Origin of the sequence: Blautia aquisgranensis (assembly GCF_040096615.1) — a bacterium.
GTDB lineage: Bacteria > Bacillota > Clostridia > Lachnospirales > Lachnospiraceae > Blautia_A > Blautia_A aquisgranensis.
On the sequence record NZ_JBBMEJ010000004.1, the window covers coordinates 89536 to 112076 of the forward strand.

The 22541-nt window shown below is 45.0% G+C and carries 17 protein-coding genes; 3 read left to right on the forward strand and 14 right to left on the reverse strand.

The features are described 5' to 3' along the window. Position 1: 1 nt before the first annotated feature. Together WMO28_RS04980 and WMO28_RS04985 are read right to left on the reverse strand one after the other, a co-directional pair. The gene (locus WMO28_RS04980; RefSeq protein ID WP_178643963.1) at positions 2-994 is read right to left on the reverse strand and encodes an ABC transporter permease subunit; all 993 of its coding nucleotides are present in this window, start codon (positions 992-994) and stop codon (positions 2-4) included. Beyond that, positions 994-2499 (reverse strand): sugar ABC transporter ATP-binding protein, encoded by a 1506-nt coding sequence (locus WMO28_RS04985; protein ID WP_349056232.1) that lies wholly within the window; start codon positions 2497-2499, stop codon positions 994-996. The genes WMO28_RS04980 and WMO28_RS04985 overlap by 1 nt, the downstream gene beginning before the upstream one ends. 240 nt (positions 2500-2739) lie before the next feature. Between WMO28_RS04985 and WMO28_RS04990 the strand changes: the two genes are divergently transcribed. Genes WMO28_RS04990 through WMO28_RS05000 form a run of 3 tightly spaced genes read left to right on the forward strand, consistent with a single transcriptional unit; the run spans position 2740 to position 6523 of the window. Then, positions 2740-4308: a response regulator gene (locus tag WMO28_RS04990; RefSeq protein WP_178643967.1), complete on the forward strand. Its 1569-nt coding sequence runs from the start codon at positions 2740-2742 to the stop codon at positions 4306-4308. Further along, positions 4305-6128, forward strand: a complete 1824-nt coding sequence (locus tag WMO28_RS04995) for a histidine kinase (RefSeq protein WP_178643969.1) — start codon at positions 4305-4307, stop codon at positions 6126-6128. Before WMO28_RS04990 ends, WMO28_RS04995 begins: the two co-directional genes overlap by 4 nt. Positions 6129-6142: 14 nt before the next feature. Continuing rightward, a complete protein-coding gene (locus WMO28_RS05000; RefSeq protein ID WP_178643971.1) occupies positions 6143-6523 on the forward strand; it encodes a DUF3783 domain-containing protein in 381 nt (126 codons plus the stop codon). Between the two features lie 173 nt (positions 6524-6696). On the opposite strand, the gene WMO28_RS05005 is transcribed toward WMO28_RS05000, so the two are convergent. The 12 genes from WMO28_RS05005 to WMO28_RS05060 all read right to left on the reverse strand — a co-directional run bounded on the left by WMO28_RS05005 (position 6697) and on the right by WMO28_RS05060 (position 22539). Beyond that, positions 6697-8115, reverse strand: coding sequence for an arabinose isomerase (locus WMO28_RS05005; protein ID WP_349056233.1), 1419 nt, complete (start codon positions 8113-8115; stop codon positions 6697-6699). 24 nt (positions 8116-8139) lie between these two features. Continuing rightward, complete coding sequence (rhaB, locus tag WMO28_RS05010; RefSeq protein WP_178643975.1) at positions 8140-9543, reverse strand: rhamnulokinase; 1404 nt, start codon at positions 9541-9543, stop codon at positions 8140-8142. 271 nt (positions 9544-9814) lie between these two features. After that, positions 9815-10984, reverse strand: coding sequence for a substrate-binding domain-containing protein (locus WMO28_RS05015; RefSeq protein ID WP_178643977.1), 1170 nt, complete (start codon positions 10982-10984; stop codon positions 9815-9817). 148 nt (positions 10985-11132) lie between these two features. Then, on the reverse strand, positions 11133-12110 hold the full coding sequence (locus WMO28_RS05020) for an ABC transporter permease (protein WP_178643980.1): 978 nt from the start codon (positions 12108-12110) through the stop codon (positions 11133-11135). 11 nt (positions 12111-12121) lie between these two features. Then, positions 12122-13633 carry a sugar ABC transporter ATP-binding protein gene (locus WMO28_RS05025; protein WP_178643982.1) on the reverse strand — a complete coding sequence of 504 codons (1512 nt, stop codon included), beginning with the start codon at positions 13631-13633 and terminating at the stop codon, positions 12122-12124. Positions 13634-13654: 21 nt separating this feature from the next. Beyond that, positions 13655-14629 (reverse strand): ABC transporter permease, encoded by a 975-nt coding sequence (locus WMO28_RS05030; protein ID WP_349056234.1) that lies wholly within the window; start codon positions 14627-14629, stop codon positions 13655-13657. A gap of 157 nt (positions 14630-14786) precedes the next feature. Beyond that, positions 14787-15794 (reverse strand): substrate-binding domain-containing protein, encoded by a 1008-nt coding sequence (locus tag WMO28_RS05035; RefSeq protein ID WP_349056235.1) that lies wholly within the window; start codon positions 15792-15794, stop codon positions 14787-14789. Beyond that, positions 15791-17578 carry a cache domain-containing sensor histidine kinase gene (locus tag WMO28_RS05040; RefSeq protein ID WP_349056236.1) on the reverse strand — a complete coding sequence of 596 codons (1788 nt, stop codon included), beginning with the start codon at positions 17576-17578 and terminating at the stop codon, positions 15791-15793. The genes WMO28_RS05035 and WMO28_RS05040 overlap by 4 nt, the downstream gene beginning before the upstream one ends. Continuing rightward, positions 17575-19191, reverse strand: a complete 1617-nt coding sequence (locus tag WMO28_RS05045) for a response regulator (protein WP_349056237.1) — start codon at positions 19189-19191, stop codon at positions 17575-17577. Before WMO28_RS05045 ends, WMO28_RS05040 begins: the two co-directional genes overlap by 4 nt. Positions 19192-19520: 329 nt before the next feature. Next, positions 19521-20522 carry an aldo/keto reductase gene (locus WMO28_RS05050; protein ID WP_178644448.1) on the reverse strand — a complete coding sequence of 334 codons (1002 nt, stop codon included), beginning with the start codon at positions 20520-20522 and terminating at the stop codon, positions 19521-19523. A gap of 30 nt (positions 20523-20552) precedes the next feature. Continuing rightward, positions 20553-21485 carry a 1-phosphofructokinase gene (gene pfkB / locus WMO28_RS05055; protein ID WP_349056238.1) on the reverse strand — a complete coding sequence of 311 codons (933 nt, stop codon included), beginning with the start codon at positions 21483-21485 and terminating at the stop codon, positions 20553-20555. 1 nt (position 21486) lies between these two features. After that, on the reverse strand, positions 21487-22539 hold the full coding sequence (locus tag WMO28_RS05060; RefSeq protein ID WP_178644452.1) for an alcohol dehydrogenase catalytic domain-containing protein: 1053 nt from the start codon (positions 22537-22539) through the stop codon (positions 21487-21489). Positions 22540-22541: the final 2 nt, after the last annotated feature.

Below are 22541 nucleotides of genomic sequence, written 5' to 3' on the forward strand. Positions count from 1 at the left end.
TTTACATCTCCCTTCCCTTTAATGCGTTTTTGTCTGCGATTCTCTGCAGGATAACATTGATCACAACTACTACCAGGATGATAACACCCTTGATCATGTTCTGCCACAGTGAGCTGATACCTACAAGCGGAAGAGCTTTGGCAATTGTTGCAAGGATGATGGAACCAAGGAATGCACCTACAACAGTTCCACGTCCACCGCTCATGCTTACACCACCGATAACACAGGCTGCGATGACATCCATCTCACCGCCGTACTGCATATCCGGCATTGCTGAAGCATAAACAGATACCTGAAGTGCTCCGCCAAGACCTGCGAGGAATCCCATGATCACATATACAAGAAGGTTGATATTCTTTGCATTGATACCGGAAACCTGTGCTGCACTTGCGTTACTTCCTACTGCGTAGATCCTACGGCCGGTTCTTGTCCATTTCATAAAGAAGAAGAATACTACGTAGCAGATGATGATCACCCAGATTACCTTGTTGATTCCAAGGAAAGTGGTTGTTGCAAAATTCTTAAAGTTACCAAGAGCTGCGGCACTTGCCCACTCGCCACCGTGAGAAACAAGATAACCCATTGCTCTGTAGATGTACATGAAGCCCATTGTTGCAATGATTGGCGGAACATTTGCTCTTGAAATTACAAGACCTACAACAAGTCCGCAGGCAATACCGATTGCCATTGCAATGATAAAAGCAAGTAATGTGCTTGTGATATGACCATATTTCAGGAGCATACCAATGGACATACCGGAAAGTGCCAGGGTTGACATGATGGAAATATCGATTCCGCCTACCAGCATGACACACAGCATACCAAGTGACATTACCATTGTTACTGCATTATTTTTCAGCATCTCCATGAGTGACTTCGGCGTAAGGAATGAAGGGCTAATCGCTGTGACAACTGCAAACAGCACGATCACGATAATTGCCAGCAGAGCCTCTCGGGAGCCTGTAATCTTCTTGATGACAGATTTCTTTTCCATTATTTAGTCCCCTTTCCAGTGCTCTTTTCCATGGACAGCTCAAGGATACCCTCCTGTGTTGCCTCTCCTCTGTTCAGTTCACCTGTCTTGCGGCCGTTACACATAACGATGATACGGTCACTCATTCCAAGGATCTCAGGCATCTCTGAAGAGATCAGGATGATCGCATAACCTTTCTTTGCAAGGTCTCCCATGATTGCATAGATCTCAGCCTTTGCTCCGACATCGACACCCTTGGTCGGCTCATCCATGATAACAACCTTCATTTCCTGAGCAAGTGCCTTGGCAACAACAACCTTCTGCTGGTTACCACCTGACAGAGAGCTTGCCGGCTGGAAGATATCAACAGCCTTTGTATCTACTTCCTCAAGAAGTTTCTTGGAAAGTTCTCTTTCTGCCTTCTCGTCGTTAAATCCGGATTTTGCATATTTGCTGATGATCGGAAGTGTTACGTTTCTTCCAAGTCCCCAGCTCATAACCAGACCCTGTTTCTGTCTGTCCTCAGGAAGAAGGATGATGCCTTTTTCCATTGCCTCGGAAGGAGTCTTGATATAAACCTCTTTTCCTTCAAGGAAAACTTTTCCTTCATCCGGACGGGTGATTCCACAGACAGCTTCCACAACCTCTGTACGTCCTGCGCCGACCAGACCTGTAAGACCTACGATCTCACCTGCACGTACGTTAAAGGAAACATCTTTGAAGAATCCTGTTCTGGAAAAATGCTCGATACGAAGCATCTCATCTCCAAGCTCAACTTCTGGTTTCGGGAACAGATCATTGATCTCACGACCAACCATAGCCTTGATCAGATCTGCGTTTGTGATTCCGTCTACATCATAGGTTCCGATATACTGGGAATCACGGAATACGGTAACTCTGGAAGCCAGACGGTACATATCCTCAAAACGATGGGAGATAAAGATAATGGAAACGCCATTCTCTTTCAGCTTGTCAACCAATGTATAAAGCTTCTCTGACTCGTTTCTGGTAAGTGCTGCTGTAGGCTCATCCAGAATGATGATCTTTGCATTTGTGGAAAGTGCCTTGGCGATCTCAACCATCTGCTGCTGTGCAACAGAAAGCGTACCCATCTCTGCTGTTGCATCAAAATCTGCATCCAGCTCCTTTAAGTACTTGTTTGCCTCTTTATTCATTTCTTTCCACTGGATCATATGATGTTTGATGATCTCATGACCCATAAAAATATTTTCAGCTACTGTAAGGTGTGGATAGGATGTCGGATGCTGATATACAGCTGCGATACCTGCCTCCTGGGCATCCTTCGGACCTTTGAAGTCAACCTTCTGTCCGTTCAGGAACATCTCACCCTCTTCTGCCTTATGTACTCCGGTAATAACCTTGATAAACGTAGATTTACCAGCACCATTCTCACCCATCAGCGCATGAACTTCGCCAGGTTTGAGCTGGAACTGTACATTATTCAGAGCTTTGACACCGGGGAATATCTTCGTAATACCTTTTAACTCAAGAACATATTCTGACACGGCTCTTTCTCCTCCCTTTCCTTTGATCTGATTTTATTCTATCATCCGAGGTACTGCCTGATAATGGGAATATTTTTGGATAAGGGTAAAATATTCTCCTGTTCTCTGTAAAATATTACCCATAAACCTATTGCTCTTCTCGTCTTTCTGTACATTTTATGATATAATAGGTTCGTCTGGCGTTGTATTTCTTTAGCGCCTTTGACTAACTGATCTGACTTATACGATTGGAGAAGATATATGAAATTACTCATCGTTGATGACGAAGAACTTACACGTAACGGACTGATCGCATCCATTGACTGGAATTCTCTGGGGATTACTGAGGTCCTGCAGGCGGACGATGGAGTACACGGACTGGAGATAGCCCGGCTCAACAAGCCTGAAATCATCCTATGCGACGTGCGTATGCCACGAATGACCGGTATTGCCATGCTGGAGCGGCTCGAGAAGCTTCTTCCTGATTCCGTTCCTATTTTTATGAGCGGATATTCAGACAAGGAATATCTTAAGGCGGCCATTAAATTGAAAGCAGTCAATTATATCGAAAAACCGCTTAACCCGGATGAGGTACGGGATGCTGTCCTGGAGGCAGTTTCTCTCTATGAACAGAAGCTTCGATCCCACCGCGGCGAGGTACTTCACTCCCAGGAAACCGCCACCAGACTTGCTTTGAAGCTTACGCTTCCCGCCTCCTCCGGGGATTCTGCGATTCAGGAGCTCTGTATGGAACTTGGACAGCCGGAACTTCTTGATCCCGGAATGAATTTCACCTCTGTCATTGTAAAAATAAATGCCACTGTTGAAATTCCCAGGGCAACTCTGAAAAATATCCAGAATGATATCGCTCTTTTTCTGGAGCATTATCATCTGAAATGTCTTTTCGCAGAAAAACGGGTACAATATCTGGTACATCATATATATGGAAGCAATTCGCTTTCCCCAGCTACTCTTTCTGCTGTGGGAAGTTATATTTCCAGACAATATGAAGTCTGCGGAAAGCACATGATCGCAGCAGGAAATACCGTTACAGATATTTCCACAGCATATCAGTCCTATGCCTCTGCAGTCATCCTTCTGCAGAGCTGTTTTTTCTTTCCTGTGCAGACCTTTCTTACTGACAGCTTTATCCGCCAGCTTCCCACGAAGCCTGCTCTCCCGGATTCACTGCAGCTTCCTGAGAGCACCTTTTCCAAATATCTGCTCGCCGGCGATGAAAATGGTGCCAGCCAGTTTCTGGACGAGCTCTTCAGTTATTATGACTGCAACCACACTTTTATGCCCAACCAGATCCGTGATCTTTACTATCAGCTTTTTAATGCACTTTCCGCTGCCCGCAAAAAAAATCAGGTAGCATCTGACAGCCGCGAAAAAGCAGCTCTTATTGTTGATACCCTGGATGATGCTTTTACCTATGCTGAGCTACATGCTGCCCTTAAAGAAAAAACTGCACAGTATTTTGAAGATGCAAAAAATTCCCAGCCTGAGAATTCCACGATTTTTATGATCAAGGATTACATCAGCCGCAATTACATGAACGATACTCTTTCCGTAAAGGATATCAGTAATCATGTTTATCTCTCCGCTTCCTATGTGTGCACTTTCTTCAAAAGTGAGACTGGACAGACTTTAAACCAGTATCTCACTGAGTACCGCATGGAAAAAGCCAAGCAACTGCTTTCTGATCCGCGGTATAAGATCTCGGAGATTTCTTCCAAAGTCGGCTATACAGACGGAAATTATTTCGGAAAAAGCTTCAAGAAATATTCCGGCTTCTCTCCTTCTGAATACAGGGAGAAAATGTCATGAGGGGGCCCTGGTGCCGTTTCAAAAACGGCTACATGAACTTAAGTCTCCAGACCAAGTTCACCATTGCACTTATGAGTATCGTCATACTCCCCGCCTTCCTTACGGTATTTCTTTTTTATGGAAGGCTTTATAACATGGTCGTGTCCAATACCATCCGTCAGGAACAGGATGCTTCCGCAAAAACCGCACCTCTTATTGAGCGCACCATGGATACGGTTCTCTCCACGACACGCAATATTACGGGGCAGAATTTTTTCCAGGAACTTTTTTATATGCCTGTAAATGACTCTGCCGAAAAGCTTGCTACTTCCAATCATGCTACAGATTTTAAGAATGCGATCCGCCGTCTGACTACGGATTCACTGGTAACTGATGTACGGATCTATGTGGATTTTCCGGAAGAGCTGGACACACTGGATGATTATTCCAATACCAGAAATATTCTCACACCACTCAGTCAGATAAAAGGTACCTACTGGTATGGAATCTTTCAGGGAAGCCGGGATGCACAGGAAATGTTCTGTCCTTCTTTTTATCTGGGCTCACAGGAAAAGCAGAATTACGGAGATATGGCATATATCTGCCCGTTGAGTCTGTACTATCACACAAACACCTACAAAGCCTATCTGGCTGTGTATTTTTCGGATGATAAGCTGACTTCCATACTTTCAGACAATCTTTCCCTGGAGGGCAGCGTTTCCTACATTGTCAATGAACGTGATGCCATCGTTGCCACTTCCGACCAGTCTCTGTCCGGAATTTACCGTCTGGACTATGACACGATCAAGGATTCCTTCATGTCCTCCAACAATTTTGTGGAACGCACGATCCTTGATACAAAGGTTTACTCCGGTTTTTACAGCATCGCCAATACCGACTGGTTCATGGTTACGATTCTTCCGTCGCCGCCTCTGATCCATGAGAGTAATCATCTGATGATCCAGATTGCACTGATCTACGCCGGTTTTCTTGTTCTGGCATTGCTTTTTTCCAATGTACTGGCTCATTCCATCACAGGAAGGCTTTCTTCCGTGATCCGCCAGATGCAGAGCGTCCGCCACGGACCGCCAACGCCCATGGAAAGCCCGGTTGCTCATGACGAGATCGGTGATCTCATTGACACCTATAACTACATGACCAGAAAAATGGAAGCTCTGATGGAAAAGCAGGCAAAGGCTGCCGAAGACCTCCGGATTGCAGAATTTAATTCCCTTCAGGCACAGATCAATCCGCATTTTCTTTATAATACAATGGATATGATCAACTGGATGGCTCTCCAGGGCCAGACCGAAGAGATCAGCCATGCAGTGCAGAGTCTTTCCCGTTTTTACAAGCTGACATTAAGCCGTAAAAAAGGTATTTCTACGATTTCCAGGGAGCTTGAGCACGTTACGCTCTATGTACAGCTCCAGAATATGCGCTACCACGACAGCATTGAGCTGATCACCGATATCCCGGATGAGCTTTCGGAATATCAGATCCCGAAGCTGACACTCCAGCCTGTGGTCGAGAATTCCATTCTCCACGGCATTCTGGAGAAGCCTTCCAAATCCGGCACTATTGTAATTACCGGATGGATGGAGGATGAGACTGTTGTTCTCCTGATCTCTGATGACGGAGTAGGCATTCCTCCCGAAATTCTTGAAACCATCCTCTCCGGAACAGGGCAGAGCCGTTCCGGCGGAACCAACATCGCTGTTTACAACACACATCGCAGACTGCAGATCCTTTACGGAAATGATTATGGCCTGTCCTATTCCAGCAAACCTGATGAGGGCACAGAGGTTGAGATCCGTTTCCCGGCACGCAGAGAAGAATGAAAAGAGGTACTTATATGAATACACAGCCAGCAGTTCTTTTGTATAATTTTAATGATCCGGACCGGCTTCGTCTGATCCGCCGTTATCTGAACCGTCAGAAGGTAAAAACGAGGATCGTCAGCACACCGGAATTTCTTCATCCACTGGGTTATCTTTTTGAACTTCCGGGCTTTCAGTCTTCACCACAATTTAACCTGGGAGCAAATTTCACAGATGAAATGCTTGTACTGAAAGATTTTTCCAGTGAACAGATGGATTCATTTCTTGCATTTTTTCACGAAAATCAGATTCCTTCTGTTGCACTGAAGGCAATGCTCACACCGGTAACGCAGCACTGGTCTTCCCTTCAGCTACATGATGAGCTTTCCAAGGAGCATAAACTTATGCATAAATGATTTATAAACATCAAAAATCTTTTCTGCCGAATCTGCACTTAGCATTTTCGGCAGATTTTTTGTATTAAAATTTTCCCAACGAAAAAAGGAGACTGCCCGAAAGCGGTCTCCTTTTTCTGAATATGTTTAGGTTGGTTATAAGAAAGAATTTATCGTTATATTATGACTGGTAATTATCTTGTTACGATATCTACCGGTACGTTGAAGATTTTTGCAACCTTCAGAATTGTATCAATATGTCTTCCTGTAGCAGCTGCCATATGATGTGTCGGGCCAGCCTCGCTCCAGCGGTTTACAAATTCTCTTGCGCCACATGTGAAACGTGTTCTCATGTTGGTATCACCGAAGGAAAGGATTGGTCCTTCCTCGTTTACACCCTCAGCTACAACGAACTTGAAGTTTCCGTCTTTATCCTGTGTGATTGCAAGATAGGTTACAGGGCCTGTATATGGATAGAACTGTGTCAGGTATCCGCCGCCTGTTTTACCGTGGAATACTTTTACGATCTTCATGGTTGGCTTCTTATCAGAGATGTCAGCGTCACCACTTCCGGAATGTCCGATGATGCAGATATCATCATTGAAGTCGATGGAGTACATCTCAGAAAGCTGGCCTGTACCGGAAATTGTCTTTAAGATACTCATAGCCATGGCAACTTTCATGTCACCCTCTACAGCACATGCAGTACCCTGTTTGATCAGCATGGAGAATGCCGGGATCAGCATACTGTCAAGGACACCAGCTTTACCCTGTGCAAATCCGTCGTAATGGGAAGCGATCATTCCAAGATGCTCGTCTTTTACCCATTTCTCAAAAGCAACAACGTATTTGGCCATATCCCATACTTTCTCGATTGTGCCGCCGCCCTCAATATCGAATGTATCAAGGATATCCTGTGCCTTTGCACGGATTGCTTCCTCGTCTGTGATATCATCAGCGATTGCCCACATCTTCTCCCAGTCAAACTGTTTTGTGTAGAGGAACATTCTGTTATAGAGGTTTGTCTCATCAATATACAGATCCATCATACCCGGGTATGGTCTTCCGATCTGTGCAATGTTAGTTTCACGGAATCTTCTTCTTACCTGAGCAGCCTTGCACCAGTCTTCGATCTCAGCCTGAACTGCAGGATCTCCACCTTCTACAACACCTGTGATAACAGCATGTCTCTTGCCTGCTCTCTCAAGGTCAGCTACTGCCTCGCCTACAGCGCCGCATGCATAGCCTTCACCCAGCCAGGAAGCAATGTCAGTGTGCTCATAATCCAGTGCTTTGATCTTCTGAACGTTTACAAGAACAACCGGAACATCAAGGTCACGGATTGCAGGAAGCATGTTGTAGGATGTAGCGTATGTCAGCATCTGAAGGAATACAAGATCAACATCAGCTGCACGGAACTTATCTCCTGCTGCCATTGCCTGCTCTTTTGTTGTAACCATTCCACCGTCAATGATCTCTACTGTATCCGGGATTGTTTTTTTGAATGCATCATACTGTGCCTCAAATTCCGGTACCAGTGACGGGAACTGTGGAAGATATGCACCTAAAGCAATTGAAAATACACCAACTTTTGCCTTTGTGTTAACTAACATAATAAAACCTCCAATTATTTTTATTTATGCGTTATATACTTTGATACCGAAGGACTCATGGATCGTTGTACGAGCCTCCTCGATAGATTTGAACTCCTCGGCTTTCAGCATCTGTGCTGTGATATTACCGATCGCAGTAGCCTCGCCTGGGCCTGCATGGATCTCTTTCTTTGTAGCTTTTGCAGTCAGCTCATTTAAGTAGCCTGCATTGGAACCACCGCCTACAACATGGATACGGCTGTAGGTTCTTCCTGTCATCTCCTCAAGCTCTTTGGCTGTTTTTGCATAGCACTCTGCAAGGCTTGCATAGATAACAGTTGCGATCTCGCCAAGAGTCTCCGGAACCTGCTGACCTGTTCTGCGGCAGTAGTCCTGAACCTCTTTTGTCATATTTTCAGGTGAAAGGAAGCACTCATCGTTCGCATCTACTCTGGATGGGAAGTCTTTCGCTTCCTCAGCCATCTCGCAGATCTGTGCGAAGCTGTATGCGTCATCAAACTCATGACGTACAGACTGGATCATCCAAAGACCCATGATGTTCTTCAGATAACGGAAACGTCCTGCATATCCGCCCTCATTTGTGAAGTTCATCTCACAGCTCTTCTCTGAGCAGTCAGCTTCTTTTCTCTCAATTCCCATAAGGGACCATGTTCCGGAGCTGATGTAGATGAAATCGTCGTCATTTGCAGGAACAGCAAGTACTGCAGATCCTGTATCATGTGTAGCCGGAGCTACAACCTCAAGGTCAAAGCCAACCTCTGCTTTTATTTCATCTGTTAAATGTCCGATGCTTGTTCCAGGCATGATCAGCTTCTGGAAGATCTTCTTCGGATATCCGAGCATGTCGATCAGCTCATAATCCCAGTCTTTTGTTGTCGGGCATACAAGCTGTCCTGTTGTTGCCTCTGTGTACTCGCAGGTCTTCTCTCCTGTAAGAAGGAAGTGGAAGTAATCCGGTACATGAAGAAGTGTCTCAGCCTGCTCCAGATATTCCGGATGTTTCTTCTTTACTGCCATCAGCTGGTATACAGTGTTAAAGATTGCTTTCTGGATACCGGTTCTTGCGTACAGGTCTTTCAGGGAAATTGTCTTGTAAACTTCCTCGTCCATACCCTCTGTACGATGGTCACGATAGCCTACTGTGTTTCCGAGAACGTTATCATCTTTGTCAAGAAGTACAAAGTCAACGCCCCAGGTATCTACACCCATGCTTACCGGGATCTTACCGAGTTCTTTACATTTCTTAAGACCGTTTACGATCTCTTTGAAAAGGCGGTCAAATTCCCAGCAAAGCTCATCGTCTTTCTTTACCATACCGTTCTCAAAACGATAGATTTCTTCCAGGATCATCTTTCCGTTTTCCATATGTCCCAGAATGTGACGTCCGCTGGATGCTCCGATATCTACTGCTAAATAATATGTTGCCATTTTTAAATCCTCCTCAATATGTAAGCTTCTGATCACTTTCATATCTGATGTTGTATTTATCATACATCAGGATCCTTCCGGTGATAAGAACCTCTTTTGTCAAAAAAAGTGTCTTTATTTGCCAATAATACAGCGATTATTTATGAACTACTACATTATTTATTTAAAAAATCCGCTGACTGAATCAGCCAGCGGATCTCTTATTTCATACGTCCGTGAACGCCATCCGCGTTCATTATAACTTCACGATCTTATCAATTATATGATTTGATTAGTCATAAAGGTTAGGAGCGATATTCTCGTCTTCCATATTTGTTGCATCATACCAGTAACCCTCTGTAGGAACATCCTCAAGCTCCTGGCCGTTAGCTGCTGCTGTCAGAGCGTAGATTGCATAGTATCCCATCATAAGAGGAGACTGTGTAACAGCACCAATGAATGTGCCATCTTTAACAGCTGCTTTGATGATAGAACCAGCATCGAAACCAACACCAACTACATCACCGTTTGCCGGGTCAGAACCAAGAACGTTAAGGTTAGCATTTGCTGCAAGCACACCCTCTGCAGAAACCTGGTTGGAACCGAATACTGCGATACAGTTCTCCTGGGAAAGGATTGCCTGAGCCTCTGTGGAGCAAAGCTCTACAGTTGTCTGTGCCGGAACAGCTACCTGGATAACAACGTCTGCGTCTTTAGCATCAGCATCAGCACCCTCTGCTGCGTTAACATAGAACTCGTTACCGCTTACTGCTACAGTCTTGCCATCAGCCTGAAGAAGCTCGATCATCTTGTTGATGAATCCAGTACCACGCTGCTGAATGTTCTGAGCTGTTGCATCCTGGTTAACCTCACCGATGATAACCTGTCCGTCAGCATCTTTAACAACGTCTTTAATGGAGTTGTACATATTCTCAGCTGCTACTGCACCAGCCTGTGCGTTGTCTGTACAAACCTCGCATACTACAGATCCTTCCGGAGCATCAGCGATACCTGTATCGAAAGTTACAACCGGGATACCTTTTTCTGCACATGTCTTAAGAGCATCCTGAACAGAAGATGTATCGCAAGCTGCAAGTCCTAATCCAACAGGATTGGAGCCGATAGCTGTGTTGATCATGTTAACCTGGTCAGCGATATCGGACTCACTGTTCGGTCCCTGTGCTTTATAAGTAACGCCCAGCTCCTCAGATGCTTTCTTCATACCTTCCTGAGCTGCATCCCAGTATGTAGACTGGAAAGATTTAACCATCATCGGGAACTCATAAGCTTCGTTTGCTTTCAGTCCGTCGAACTGTGCGGTAGGATCCTCAGCTGCTGTGGAATCTGCGGATTCCTCTGTTGCTGCATCTTCTTTCTCCTCAGCTGCAAAAGCTGCTGTTGCGCTCATGCTTGTTACCATTGCTGCACACAGCATTAATGCCATAACCTTTTTTGCTTTCATATAATATTTCCTCCTTAAAATATATTATATAGTTTTTTTATGTTCATACGCCGTTGCTACCCCTTGGCGTTTCACATCTTTGATTATCGGGTGCTGTTCACATTTCTCTGTAAACAGCACCCTTACTTATTATACACACTTCTTAATATCAATGTGCTGCTTTTTTCTCTTTCAAGATATCGATCAGAACGGCTACGATCAGAACGATACCAGTGATGATCTGCTGCCAGTTTGCCTGCAGGCCGATATATGGAAGACCTGTTTTCAGAAGCATGATGACGAAGATACCAACGAATGTACCGATCACGGAACCATATCCACCGGTAGCTGCTACACCACCAACGAATACACCACCGATAGCATCCATCTCAAGTCCGGCACCAGTACCAGGCTGTACAGTAGGTGTTACTGCTGCGTATGCGATTGCTGCAAGACCTGTAAACAGACCGCAGACAACGTATACCATTACGTGATAGAACTTTGTATTGATTCCAGAAAGGGCTGCTGCCTCTTTGTTGGAACCGATTGCAATTGTGTAACGACCGAATTTGGTGTGGTTCAGGATGTACTCCATAAGAAGAACCAGAATGATCATCCACAGGAAACCGAGCGGATAACGTGAAGCACTTCTTCCTGTACCAACGGTTACTTTAAAGATTGTGTGGAACCATCCACCCGGCTGTGTAAGTCCCGGCCAAGGTGTTGCACTGCAAAGAGATCCGGCACCACGGGTAATCATACAGGTACAAAGTGTTGCAAGGAATGGCGGCAGGTTCATAACACCAATAAGTACACCGTTTAATGCACCAACTGCGATACCAAGTACGATACAGATGATCATAGCAAGTGCTACCGGGCAGTTGTTGTTTCTGATCAGTGTTCCTGCGATCAGTGCGTAAGCTACCATACCAGTTCCGATTGACAGGTCAACACCACCAGTGATAAGCGGGAATGTAACTCCGATCGCCATAAGAAGATCGTAATATGAGAAATCCAGCATACTCAGGATCGTGGTGTACTGTCTGAATTCTTTACTCATGCCTGAGAATATTGCACACAGGACAATGATAACGAGCAAAACAATAAATCTCTGATCACTTAAAATACTTTTTTTCTTCTTAGTCATGACTTTCCTCCTTAATTGATATTCCGTGTGGCCTTGTCCATGATGTTTTCCTGGGTTGCCTCGGAGATATCAATACATCCGGTAACTTTACCCTCACACATGATGATGATACGGTCACTCATTCGGAGAACTTCCGTCATCTCAGAAGAAATCATGATAATGGATTTGCCTTCTGCTGCCAGTCTGTTCATTAATTTGTAGATTTCGTTCTTAGCACCAACATCGATACCTCTTGTAGGCTCATCGAAAATAAGGATGTCACTGTCTCGTGTCAGCCATTTTGCGATAACTACCTTCTGCTGGTTACCACCGGAAAGGTTAACTACCAGCTGGTCTGTAGTAGGTGTCTTAGTTGCAAGTTCGTTTACATATTTCTCAGCAACTTTTTTCTCTTTTGCTTTGTTGATAAAGATACCATTGGTAAACTCTTCCATTGTTGCCAGTGTTGTATTCTCTGTTACAGATTTCTGTACAACACAGCCGTATCTTCTTCTGTCCTCTGACAGATAACCGATACCACATTTAACAGCATCCTGCGGGCTGTTGATGGTAACTTCGTGAAGCTGTCCATCTTTACCCATAACAGAGATCTTACCACTCTGTTTCGGGTCTGCTCCGAACAGTGCTCTGGCTGTCTCGGTACGTCCTGCCCCCATTAGTCCTGAGAAACCAAGGATCTCACCTTTCTTCAGTTCAAAGCTTACATCTTGAACCATCTTTCCTGCGTTCAGATGTTCAACCTTAAGAACTACTGGTGCATCTGCCGGAACTGCACTCTGCTGTTTCGGATCTTCATAAATAACACGACCAACCATCATGTTGATGATATCTTCTTTTGTACTGTCTTTTGTGATCAGAGTTCCTACATATCCACCATCTCGCATAACGGTTACACGGTCTGTGATGGTCTTGATCTCATCCATACGGTGAGAGATATATACGATACCAAGATTCTTCTTACGAAGGTCACGGATAATCTCGAACAGGTCCGCGATCTCTTTCTCTGTCAGTGCTGCGGAAGGCTCATCAAAAATGATAACCTCAGCTTTATGGGAAATTGCTTTTGCGATCTCACACATCTGCTGTTTTCCGACTGTCAGGTTTTTCATCTTTTCTTTCGGATTGATCTCAATGTTCAGATCCTGAAAAAGCTTCTTGGAATCCTCGATCATCTTTTTGTCATCAATGCGGAAACCCTTCTTCGGCTCACGTCCGATGAAGATGTTCTGAGCAACAGTAAGATCACCTACCATGTTCAGCTCCTGATGTACGATTACAACGCCGGCATCCTGTGCCTCACGTGTATTGTGGAATTCTGTTTCCTGTCCTTTGTAAACGATGGAACCTGAATCCTTCTGATAAATACCGGTAAGAACCTTCATCAGTGTTGATTTACCGGCACCGTTTTCTCCCATAAGTGCATGTACTTCGCCGCGTTTTACTTCGAAATTAACGTGATCCAGAGCATGAACTCCAGGAAAGGACTTATCAATGTCCTTCATAGTTAAAATAACTTCACCCATTGTCGCATCCTCCCTCTAAGATCAGTTCTTTCTGCGTCTTGCAGAAACGTCGATATAAACTGCAACGATAACGATGATACCTGTGATGATCATCTGCTGTCCTTTACCAAGGCCAAATGCCATGATGCCCTGCTGAAGAAGAGAGATGATAAATACGCCGATTACAGTACCGCCGATGGAAGCAAGTCCACCAACCATGGATGTACCACCCATAACGCAACCTGCAATAGCCTCGTTGTTATACTGATCGCCATAACCTGGCTGAACAGTTGTGTATGTAGCTACAAAGAAGAGCGCTCCAATACCTACCAGGAATCCGCAGATCACATAAGCAAGCATTTCCCATTTCTTTGTGTTAACACCGGAAAGACGGACAGCCTCTTTGTTAGATCCAAGGCAGAGGATGTAACGTCCTGGTTTTGTGTTGTAAAGAACGATACCGCAGATAACTGCCATTACCAGGAAAATAATAATTCCTACAGGGAAGCCGTTTACGGAAACGATATTACGGAACCAGCCGTTTGCATCGCCAGCTGCCGGCCAGCTTACGGACTGTGTTTTTGTGAATACAGAAGCAATACCTTTTGCAATGTTCATGGATGCCATGGAAATAATGAATGGTGGTACTGACATGTAAGAAACCATCCAGCCATTGAAAATACCAAAGCAGAGACCGATCAGAATGCAAAGGATCATGGCAACTGCACATGGAACCTTGTAAGATGTCATGCAGTAACCGGATACCAGTGCACAGCAGAACATTACAGGTCCGATGGAGAAATCAATTCCTCCTGTAGCGATTACGAATGTAACGCCAAGTGACAAGAAGCCCAGGAAGTACACATAGTTCAAAGTAGATCTGATACTATCAACAGCCGGAAACTTGTTTCCAAGAACTACTTTAAAAACCAGGAACATGAGAATCAGAACACAGACAAGAAGTATTCTGTTCAATCCGAGCTTCTTAACGATTGGATTTTGTTTTAACTTTTCCAATTTTTACCCTCCTCACGTTTTGCACGTATCTTGTGTTTTCTTGGTTATTATAATACCGTCAAAAGTCAATAATTGTAATAGAATATCTTGCAAAAAAAGGTTAAATATTTACTGTACAGTAAATATTTAACGCTTTTCTTTGTGCATTTATGACTATTTACGATGTAAGATCACCATGTGTTTTTAACGTATTAAACGGAAAAAGCAGTTTTTCTATCTCACTGGTATACATATTATCCGGGGTTACCAGCTGGCAGCCGGAATTAATATTCTTTTTATATTCCTCACCTCGCAGCATCTTAATGGTTTCCCGAACACCTACATACCCCATTTTAAATGCTTTCTGCACAACGATCCCCTGGAATACTCCGTGTTCCATCAGCTGAACGGCCTCCTGTGAGCTGTCTACTCCCACTACCCTGATCCGTTTCTCTGCTTTTGCCGCTTTAACTGCCCTTGCAGCACCTACAGAGGAATATTCATTCATTCCCGCGATCATCTTGAGGTCCGGATATTTTTTCATCAGTTCTTTTGTTAGCTCATAGGACTTGTCATACTGAGAATCACAGTATACCACATCTACGATATTCTCCTTCAAACTGCCAAGTCCTGTACGGAATCCTTTTTCTCTTTCAACTGCCGTAGATACGCCTTTTACATGTGAAACGATTGCGATCTGGTCATCCTCCCCCACAAGCTCCTTTGCAAATCTGCCAAGAAGCTGCCCTGCTTCCAGATTATCGGTCGCAACAGTGAGATCCTGGACAGCTTCCTGGGTATAGGAATCAATAAATGCAATATGTATTCCCTGTTCCTTTGCCCTCTTCAAAAGCTGGTCCGATTCAGTAAAGCTGGATGGAGAGATCAGGATCGCATCCGGTTTTTCTTCTGTTGCTCTTTTGATCAGCTTATTCTGACCATCCACATCATTCTCTTCCTCAGGTGCCCATACGCGGATATCTGCATTATATTCTTTTGCGGCCATCTCCGCTCCCTGGATCAGGGAAGTCCAGAAATCATTGCTACCATCCACAACCTTCGGAATATAGATCAGTGATAAATTTCTCTCTTCCTCTGTCTGTTTATAATAGAAGATTCCGGCCACAAGTCCTGCTGCAAGGCAGATGACTACTCCAAAGGTCAGGAGTTTTCTGTGTTTTTTCATATTGATTCCTCCTGCATTCCCGGAATGGTGATCGTGGCAGTTGTTCCGACACCTTTTTTACTTTCATAGGTGATCCCGTAACTTTCTCCATAATAAAGCTGCAGACGTTTCTGTACATTATAAACCCCCACGCCATTGGAATGATAATTCACCTTATGCTTATCATAAATATGTGCCAGTGTTTCCTCATCCATACCTACTCCGTTGTCGATCACCTGAAGAACTGCATTTCCATCCTTCATAAACCCTTTTACCTGCAAAAGCCCCTTGCTCTCTTTATATTTCAGGCCATGATAGATGGCATTTTCAATGATCGGCTGGAGAACCAGCTTTATCAGCGGGATATTTAATATAGAAGGTTCTACATTGATCTCAAATTCCAGCTTGTCCTTGTAACGCATCTTCTGGATCGTAAGATACCCCTTTGCATACTCCACTTCCCTTGCAAGAGGAACCACTTCATCCTCATTGCTGATACTCTGCCGCAAAAGACGTGCCAGAGATGCTGTCATCAGGACAACCTCCTCGTATTTTCTGCCTTCTGCCATCCAGATGATCGAATCCAGAGTATTGTAAAGAAAATGCGGATTAATCTGAGACTGAAGAGCCTTCAGCTCACTTTTTCTCTTTGCTTCCTGTTCCTTCACATTCTGTTCCATCAGATCCTGTATCCGATGTGTCATCACATTAAAAGATTTCGTCAGACTTCCGATCTCATTCTCCGAATCAATCTCCACATCCGCTCCGTCAAAATGTCCCTCCTGTACCCTGGACATGGAATCCCTGAGACGCTGAAGGGGATAAGTAAGACTCTTAGCCAGAAATCTGGAAAAAAGCAGCGCCACAATCATCAGAAGTGCGGAAATAAGCACATAAATGCTCTGTGCCTGATTGCTTTTGCGCAGGAGCTCACTGACGCTCATGCAGCCCACAACAGTCCATCCTGTTTTATTAGATCTGGAAATGGAATACAGCTTTCCTCTGTTTCCCTTTCCGGTACGCACCGTATCTTCTTTTGAATTCACAATCAGATCGATATTTTCGGTCTGCAGTTCATTATAAAGCTGCTGCTGCTGGGGATGGTATACAATATTTCCGCTTTCATCCAGAATGAATGCGTATCCTTTTTTTCCAATGGTATTCTGATCACAGAGCTCACTGATGGCGCTGTAATTCAGGTCAATAAAAAAAACGCCCTCTTTTTCACCTTGGTTGGAAAAATTGCGGATCCCCCGGCTTAAGGTAATTACCCACGGACGATCTCCGCTGATAATGTGCTGTACATGGGAAGATGTAAGAAGCGGTCCTTCCGGCTTCTGTAAAGCTTCCAGATACCATTCCTGGGTGGAAAGCTTCAGATCCGGGTTCACAGACTGCTTGCCATCGTTGATCAGCTTACGGCCATTACTTCCAATGATTCCAAGATTTCTGATATCACTTCGCCCGTCCAGTATAGTCTTAAACTGATTGATCAGACGTTCTCTTGTTCCATCGTCCACATTGTCACCAAAAAGATATTGCTGTACATCCTCATTGCTGGAGATCATATAGGCAATATTTTCCATATAATCAATATAGGAATCAATATTCTGATTCATCTGCTGCACGATATTCTGCGTGTAAACAGAGGAATTTTCAAAAATAGAATTGCGGGTATATCTCATGGAAACACCTGTTATGACCAGCACCGCACTTAAAAGCAGCACAGTCACTACCGCAAAGATCGCGCTCTGGATGCTTTTGAATTTTCCTATGATCCTTGCCGCAAACCGGATATCTCTCATTTACGCTTCTCCCTCGCATATTCCGTCGGTGTGCAGCCAGTCATTTTTTTGAAAGAAATTCCAAAATAATGGGGGTCTGCAAATCCGACTTTCTCGGCAATTTCATAATTCTTCATAGTCGTATTCTCCAGGAGCTCCTTGGCTTTCTCCATGCGGGTACGGATCAGTACCTCTGTGAAAGTCTCTCCTGTAAGATCCTTAAATATCGTACTGAAATAGCTTGTACTGATATTCAGGTAAGAACAGATGCTGTTCAGGCTCAGGTCCGGATCCATATAATTCTTCTGGATATAATCCAGTGCCAGTCTCGCCTGGCGCTGACCGCTGGAGCTGTTCGCATCGGAAAGCACCTGGAATATTTTTCCCACATGATCCTTCACCAGGGCAAATGCACTGTCAAAAGATTTCTGCTCTGTCACCCGTCTGAGAAGAGTTTCCCTCTCCGAAAGCAGCGTGCTGTCCGGAACCATATCCTCACACGTATCGTCTGCAGCACGGATGATCTGCTGGAGATATACGCAGGCTCTGCTCTTATCAACTCTTGCAGCCTTGATCTCAGCTGCGATTCTGTCAAGCACACTGTCCGCATTCTCTTTTTTTCCTGCTTTCAGTGCAGTGGAAAGCTTCTCCATGAGATCATCCGAATACCTGATGTTCTCCACCGGATGTTCTTCCATATCTATAAGAAGACTTCCGCCCAGAAGATAGCGGTACCCTATTGCTTTATCTGCAAGCTCATGAGATACCAGAAGTTCCTGCTGTGTTCTGGCCCAGCTTCCAACACCGATTGACACCTCCAGCGCCATCAGCTCCTTAAGTTTCGTCTGGATCATCTCGCAGATCTTCATGATCTTCTCGCTGAATTCTCTTGTACGGTTTCCCATGAAAAGAACGCAGACCTTATTGTTCCCTTCCTGATATGCCACCCCGGCTTTTTCCCGGCTGACGATCTCATCACTGACATTAAAAAGCACAAACGACATCAGCGCACTCTCCTGCCGTTTCTCAGAGGTGAGCTGCATGCTGTCCGAATACAGATCCAGGTCAAAAACCGCAACACGGTAGCAGGCTGCCTCCAGACTGATTCCAAGCCCGGAAAGTTCCTCCAGACTCTCCTCCCGTGTTTTCGTGTTATCCACAAAAGCCTGCAGTGCCTTGGAGCGGATCACGATAGCATTCTTCTGATAATTCTCTGAGGTCTGGGTCAGACGTTCCAGCTTCTGTTTCTCTTCTCTTCTCTGGTCTACCTTCTTCTTCATCTTCTCAATAACTGCACGAAGCTCCATGGCTGTCACCGGCTTCAGCATATATTCACTTACATCGTACTGAATTGCCTTCTTCGCATACTCAAATTCTCCGAATCCGCTGAAGATCACGATCACAATATCCGGGTAATTCTCATGAAGAAAACAGCTCAGCTCCATACCATCCATATATGGCATGAGAATGTCTGTAAGCACAATATCTACCGGATGGGTCTGCACAAATTCCGCTGCCGCCTTCCCGTTATCACAGTCGCCTACCAGTTCACAATCCATGGCTTTCCAGTCAATATTCTCCCGGATCGCATCGCGAACAAGTATTTCATCATCTACCAGTAAAATACGATACATAATTTCTGTAGTCCCCCTCTGATCAGTTTCTGTTGCTGTTTCCTTTGTACATCCCCCTGACAGATATCTCCCATCATCTCTGCCAAATTTATTTTAGCCGTCACAGCTCTTTCTGTGAACAATAACTGTTAATGCTTTCTACATGGTAACATGTTTGGTAATAATTTACAACAGAGTTTCTTAGTCCACTTTCATGCAAGGCAGATTTAACGGTTAATCTGTCGAAAAATGTACAGAACTCCGGTTTTCCGACCTGTATTAAAAAAGATCCTGCGTCCAATATATCGAACGCAGGATCTTTTTTATTCTATGTTCCAATATTACATATATTATTTGACGATCACGCCATCCTCATCCCAGAGATCATGCCAGTCGTTTGCACCATGCCACAGGAATACCTGGCCTTTTACAAGACGATTGCCCTTCTCCAGAGTTGCAATGCTTGCCATCTCCTCATCTGTAAGCGGATCCTCTGTCACACATTTCAGATTGCTTGCATAGTTGTGAACAGAGAACGGAATAGAAATCTCACCTCTCTGATGTGCCCATTTCAAAGCGATCAGAGCCGGATGAACCCCATGTGCCTTGGCGATAGCCTGCATCTCCGGAACTTCCAGATCTGCAACATCCTCAGGGCAGATATCTCTCTCAGGTCTGCGTGGAGAACCAATTGGCATATAGCCTACAGGCTGAATATTATGAGCTACCAGATAATCATAAAGCTCCTGCTGCTGGAAGCATACGTGAAGCTCAAGCTCACAGGTAGCCGGTTTGATCTTCATAAGCGGAAGAACTGCCTCAAGCTTCGGAATGGTCATATTGGAAATACCGATGTAACGGATCTTTCCTTTTTCTACCAGCGCCTCACACTGACGGTAGGTATCCATGAACTCCTCAACGCTGAAAGGCTTGGAATCAGGATTTCTGGAATCTACATCACATCCCGGTGCATGATAGTTCGGGAATGGCCAGTGGATATAATACATGTCCACGTAGTCACACTGAAGATCCTTGATACTCTTATCGCAGGCCTCCTCAACTCTTCTGTGCATGTCATTCCATACCTTTGTCATGATGAAGAGATCTTTACGCTCTACAACACCTTCGTCAAAAGCATCTTTGAACACCTGACCGATCTCATGCTCATTTCCGTAGCATGCAGCACAGTCAAACATACGGTAGCCGCTGCGGATCGCGCCTGCAACAGCTGCCGATACATCCTCTGCAGATACACGGTCGGAACCAAATGTTCCCATTCCCACACATGGAACCTGCTCACCGGATGGAAGTGTCACTTTCGGCACGATTGCCGGATTGATAACTTCTGCCATTTTTACATCTCCTTTATATTTGATATTTTTTTATCCCAGTTTTTGGATCTCGATCTTCGGAAGCAGCTTCTCCATATCTTCCATCACAAAGAAGCCTGTCTCCTCACGCATTGCTGCAGCTGCTGAGATAGCGCTGGCTCTGCGTAATGTTTCTTCCAGAGAAAGTCCCTCACTTAATCCAAGGGCAAAACCTGCGATCATGGAATCTCCGCAGCCTACGGTATTCACCGCGTCGATCTTCGGAACAACGGCACGGAAAATCCCCTCCTCGCCAACAGCCAGGGAACCATCTGCGCCCAGAGAAACGGCTACGATCTCCACACCACCTGCATGGATCGCCTTTGCAGCCTCGATGATATCGTTGATATCGTCACAGTGCTTTCCTGTAAGCATACGGATCTCATCAATGTTCGGCTTGATCAGCGTCGGAGCCGCTTTGATGCCATCCTCAAGAAGCTTTCCGCTGGTATCCAGGATCACCGTTTTTCCGGCATCCTTGACGATCTTTACCAGACGCTGGTATGCAGTTCCGTCCAGTCCTTTTGGAACACTTCCGGACATTGCCACAACGGAAGCATCTTTCACAAGCTCGCGGAATTTTTCTTCGAAGCCTTTGAAATCTTCCTCTGTAAGCGTAAAACCCGGCTCCAGAAATTCTGTCTGCACGTGATTGACCTCATCCCAGATATTGATGCAGGAACGGCTCTCTGCATCCACATGATAAAATGCGCTTCTGATGCCAAAAGGTTTCAGGGCATCTTCGATATAATTGCCTGCGTGGCCGCCAACAAAACCTGTGGCAGTCACTTCGGCACCGTAAATGGACGCCGGCTTGGAAACGTTCAGTCCCTTTCCTCCCGGAACATAGGTACACTCGCGTACACGGTTTACCTCACCCACTTTAAAATCATCTACTACATAACGCTTGTCAATGGCAGCGTTTAAGGTTACTGTCAGGATCATATCAATCTTCCTCATTGGAAAGAAGAATCTTTCCTTTTACAAGGCCAGGTGTCTTAAACAGCTGGAAGGCCTCCTGTGCCTGGCTCATCGGGATTTTCTTGTAGATGAAGCCCGGGTCAAATTTCAGCTGGCCTGTTGCAAAGTAATGTGCAGTCAGATCCCACTCACGTCCCGGATATGGAGCGCTGTAGGACATCCAGGAACCGGTAAGCTTGAACTCTTTACGGTTCATGTTCTCCCACTGCTTTGGTGTGAAAGTAAGGTTCTCATGAGGAGTACCGATGAAGCATACATGTGCTTTGTTTGCTGCAAGCTCAAATGCCATGTGCATGGTCGGAACCTGTCCGGCTGTCTCGAATACGAAGCCGTATCCCTTGCCGCCTGTGATAGCCATGGCTTTTTCCATATATCCTTCTTCTTTCGTGTTGATCACTTCATCTGCACCGAGACGTTTTGCAAGAGCAAGTCTCTCATCACTGATGTCAAAAACTACCACTTTCTTGGAGCCGAAGATCTTCGTCCACTGCATGGTGAACATACCAACTGTTCCGCCGCCAAGAATCGCTACATATTCACCACCATGATAGTCATTCTGGAATACACCATGGATCGCTACAGTTGCAGGCTCAAACATTGCGCCCTGCTCATATGGAACATTCTTCTCGAACGGTACTGCGTTCTGCTCCGGAACAACGACATAATCTGCGTTTGCTCCCTGCTCTCTGGAACCGATGAAGCTGTAATGCTTGCAGAGAGAGAAGTTACCTTTCTGGCAGTCATCACATTTCATACATGGAAGAAGCGGTGCACCGGATACACGGTCGCCGACTTTTACTTTTGTGACTCCCTCGCCGACTTCCACAACGTCACCGGAAAACTCATGTCCCAGTACGATCGGATAAAAATGTACGCCGTTATTCAGAACTCTCGGAATATCAGATCCGCAGATTCCGGAATATCTTACTTTGATCTTTACATGACCAGGAGTTACCTTCGGTTCTTCGATCTCCTGATACTGAACATCCTCATTTGCTACTACTACTGCTGCTTTCATGA

What these genes read in the sequence shown, in the direction of transcription:
- WMO28_RS04980 (WP_178643963.1), bottom strand. Translation starts at nt 994, where the DNA reads ATGGAAAAGAAATCTGTCATCAAGAAGATTACAGGCTCCCGAGAGGCT.
- WMO28_RS04990 (WP_178643967.1), top strand. Translation starts at nt 2,740, where the DNA reads ATGAAATTACTCATCGTTGATGACGAAGAACTTACACGTAACGGACTG.
- WMO28_RS04995 (WP_178643969.1), top strand. Translation starts at nt 4,305, where the DNA reads ATGAGGGGGCCCTGGTGCCGTTTCAAAAACGGCTACATGAACTTAAGT.
- WMO28_RS05000 (WP_178643971.1), top strand. Translation starts at nt 6,143, where the DNA reads ATGAATACACAGCCAGCAGTTCTTTTGTATAATTTTAATGATCCGGAC.
- WMO28_RS05005 (WP_349056233.1), bottom strand. Translation starts at nt 8,115, where the DNA reads ATGTTAGTTAACACAAAGGCAAAAGTTGGTGTATTTTCAATTGCTTTA.
- rhaB (WP_178643975.1), bottom strand. Translation starts at nt 9,543, where the DNA reads ATGGCAACATATTATTTAGCAGTAGATATCGGAGCATCCAGCGGACGT.
- WMO28_RS05015 (WP_178643977.1), bottom strand. Translation starts at nt 10,984, where the DNA reads ATGAAAGCAAAAAAGGTTATGGCATTAATGCTGTGTGCAGCAATGGTA.
- WMO28_RS05020 (WP_178643980.1), bottom strand. Translation starts at nt 12,110, where the DNA reads ATGACTAAGAAGAAAAAAAGTATTTTAAGTGATCAGAGATTTATTGTT.
- WMO28_RS05025 (WP_178643982.1), bottom strand. Translation starts at nt 13,633, where the DNA reads ATGGGTGAAGTTATTTTAACTATGAAGGACATTGATAAGTCCTTTCCT.
- WMO28_RS05035 (WP_349056235.1), bottom strand. Translation starts at nt 15,794, where the DNA reads ATGAAAAAACACAGAAAACTCCTGACCTTTGGAGTAGTCATCTGCCTT.
- WMO28_RS05040 (WP_349056236.1), bottom strand. Translation starts at nt 17,578, where the DNA reads ATGAGAGATATCCGGTTTGCGGCAAGGATCATAGGAAAATTCAAAAGC.
- WMO28_RS05045 (WP_349056237.1), bottom strand. Translation starts at nt 19,191, where the DNA reads ATGTATCGTATTTTACTGGTAGATGATGAAATACTTGTTCGCGATGCG.
- WMO28_RS05050 (WP_178644448.1), bottom strand. Translation starts at nt 20,522, where the DNA reads ATGGCAGAAGTTATCAATCCGGCAATCGTGCCGAAAGTGACACTTCCA.
- pfkB (WP_349056238.1), bottom strand. Translation starts at nt 21,485, where the DNA reads ATGATCCTGACAGTAACCTTAAACGCTGCCATTGACAAGCGTTATGTA.
- WMO28_RS05060 (WP_178644452.1), bottom strand. Translation starts at nt 22,539, where the DNA reads ATGAAAGCAGCAGTAGTAGTAGCAAATGAGGATGTTCAGTATCAGGAG.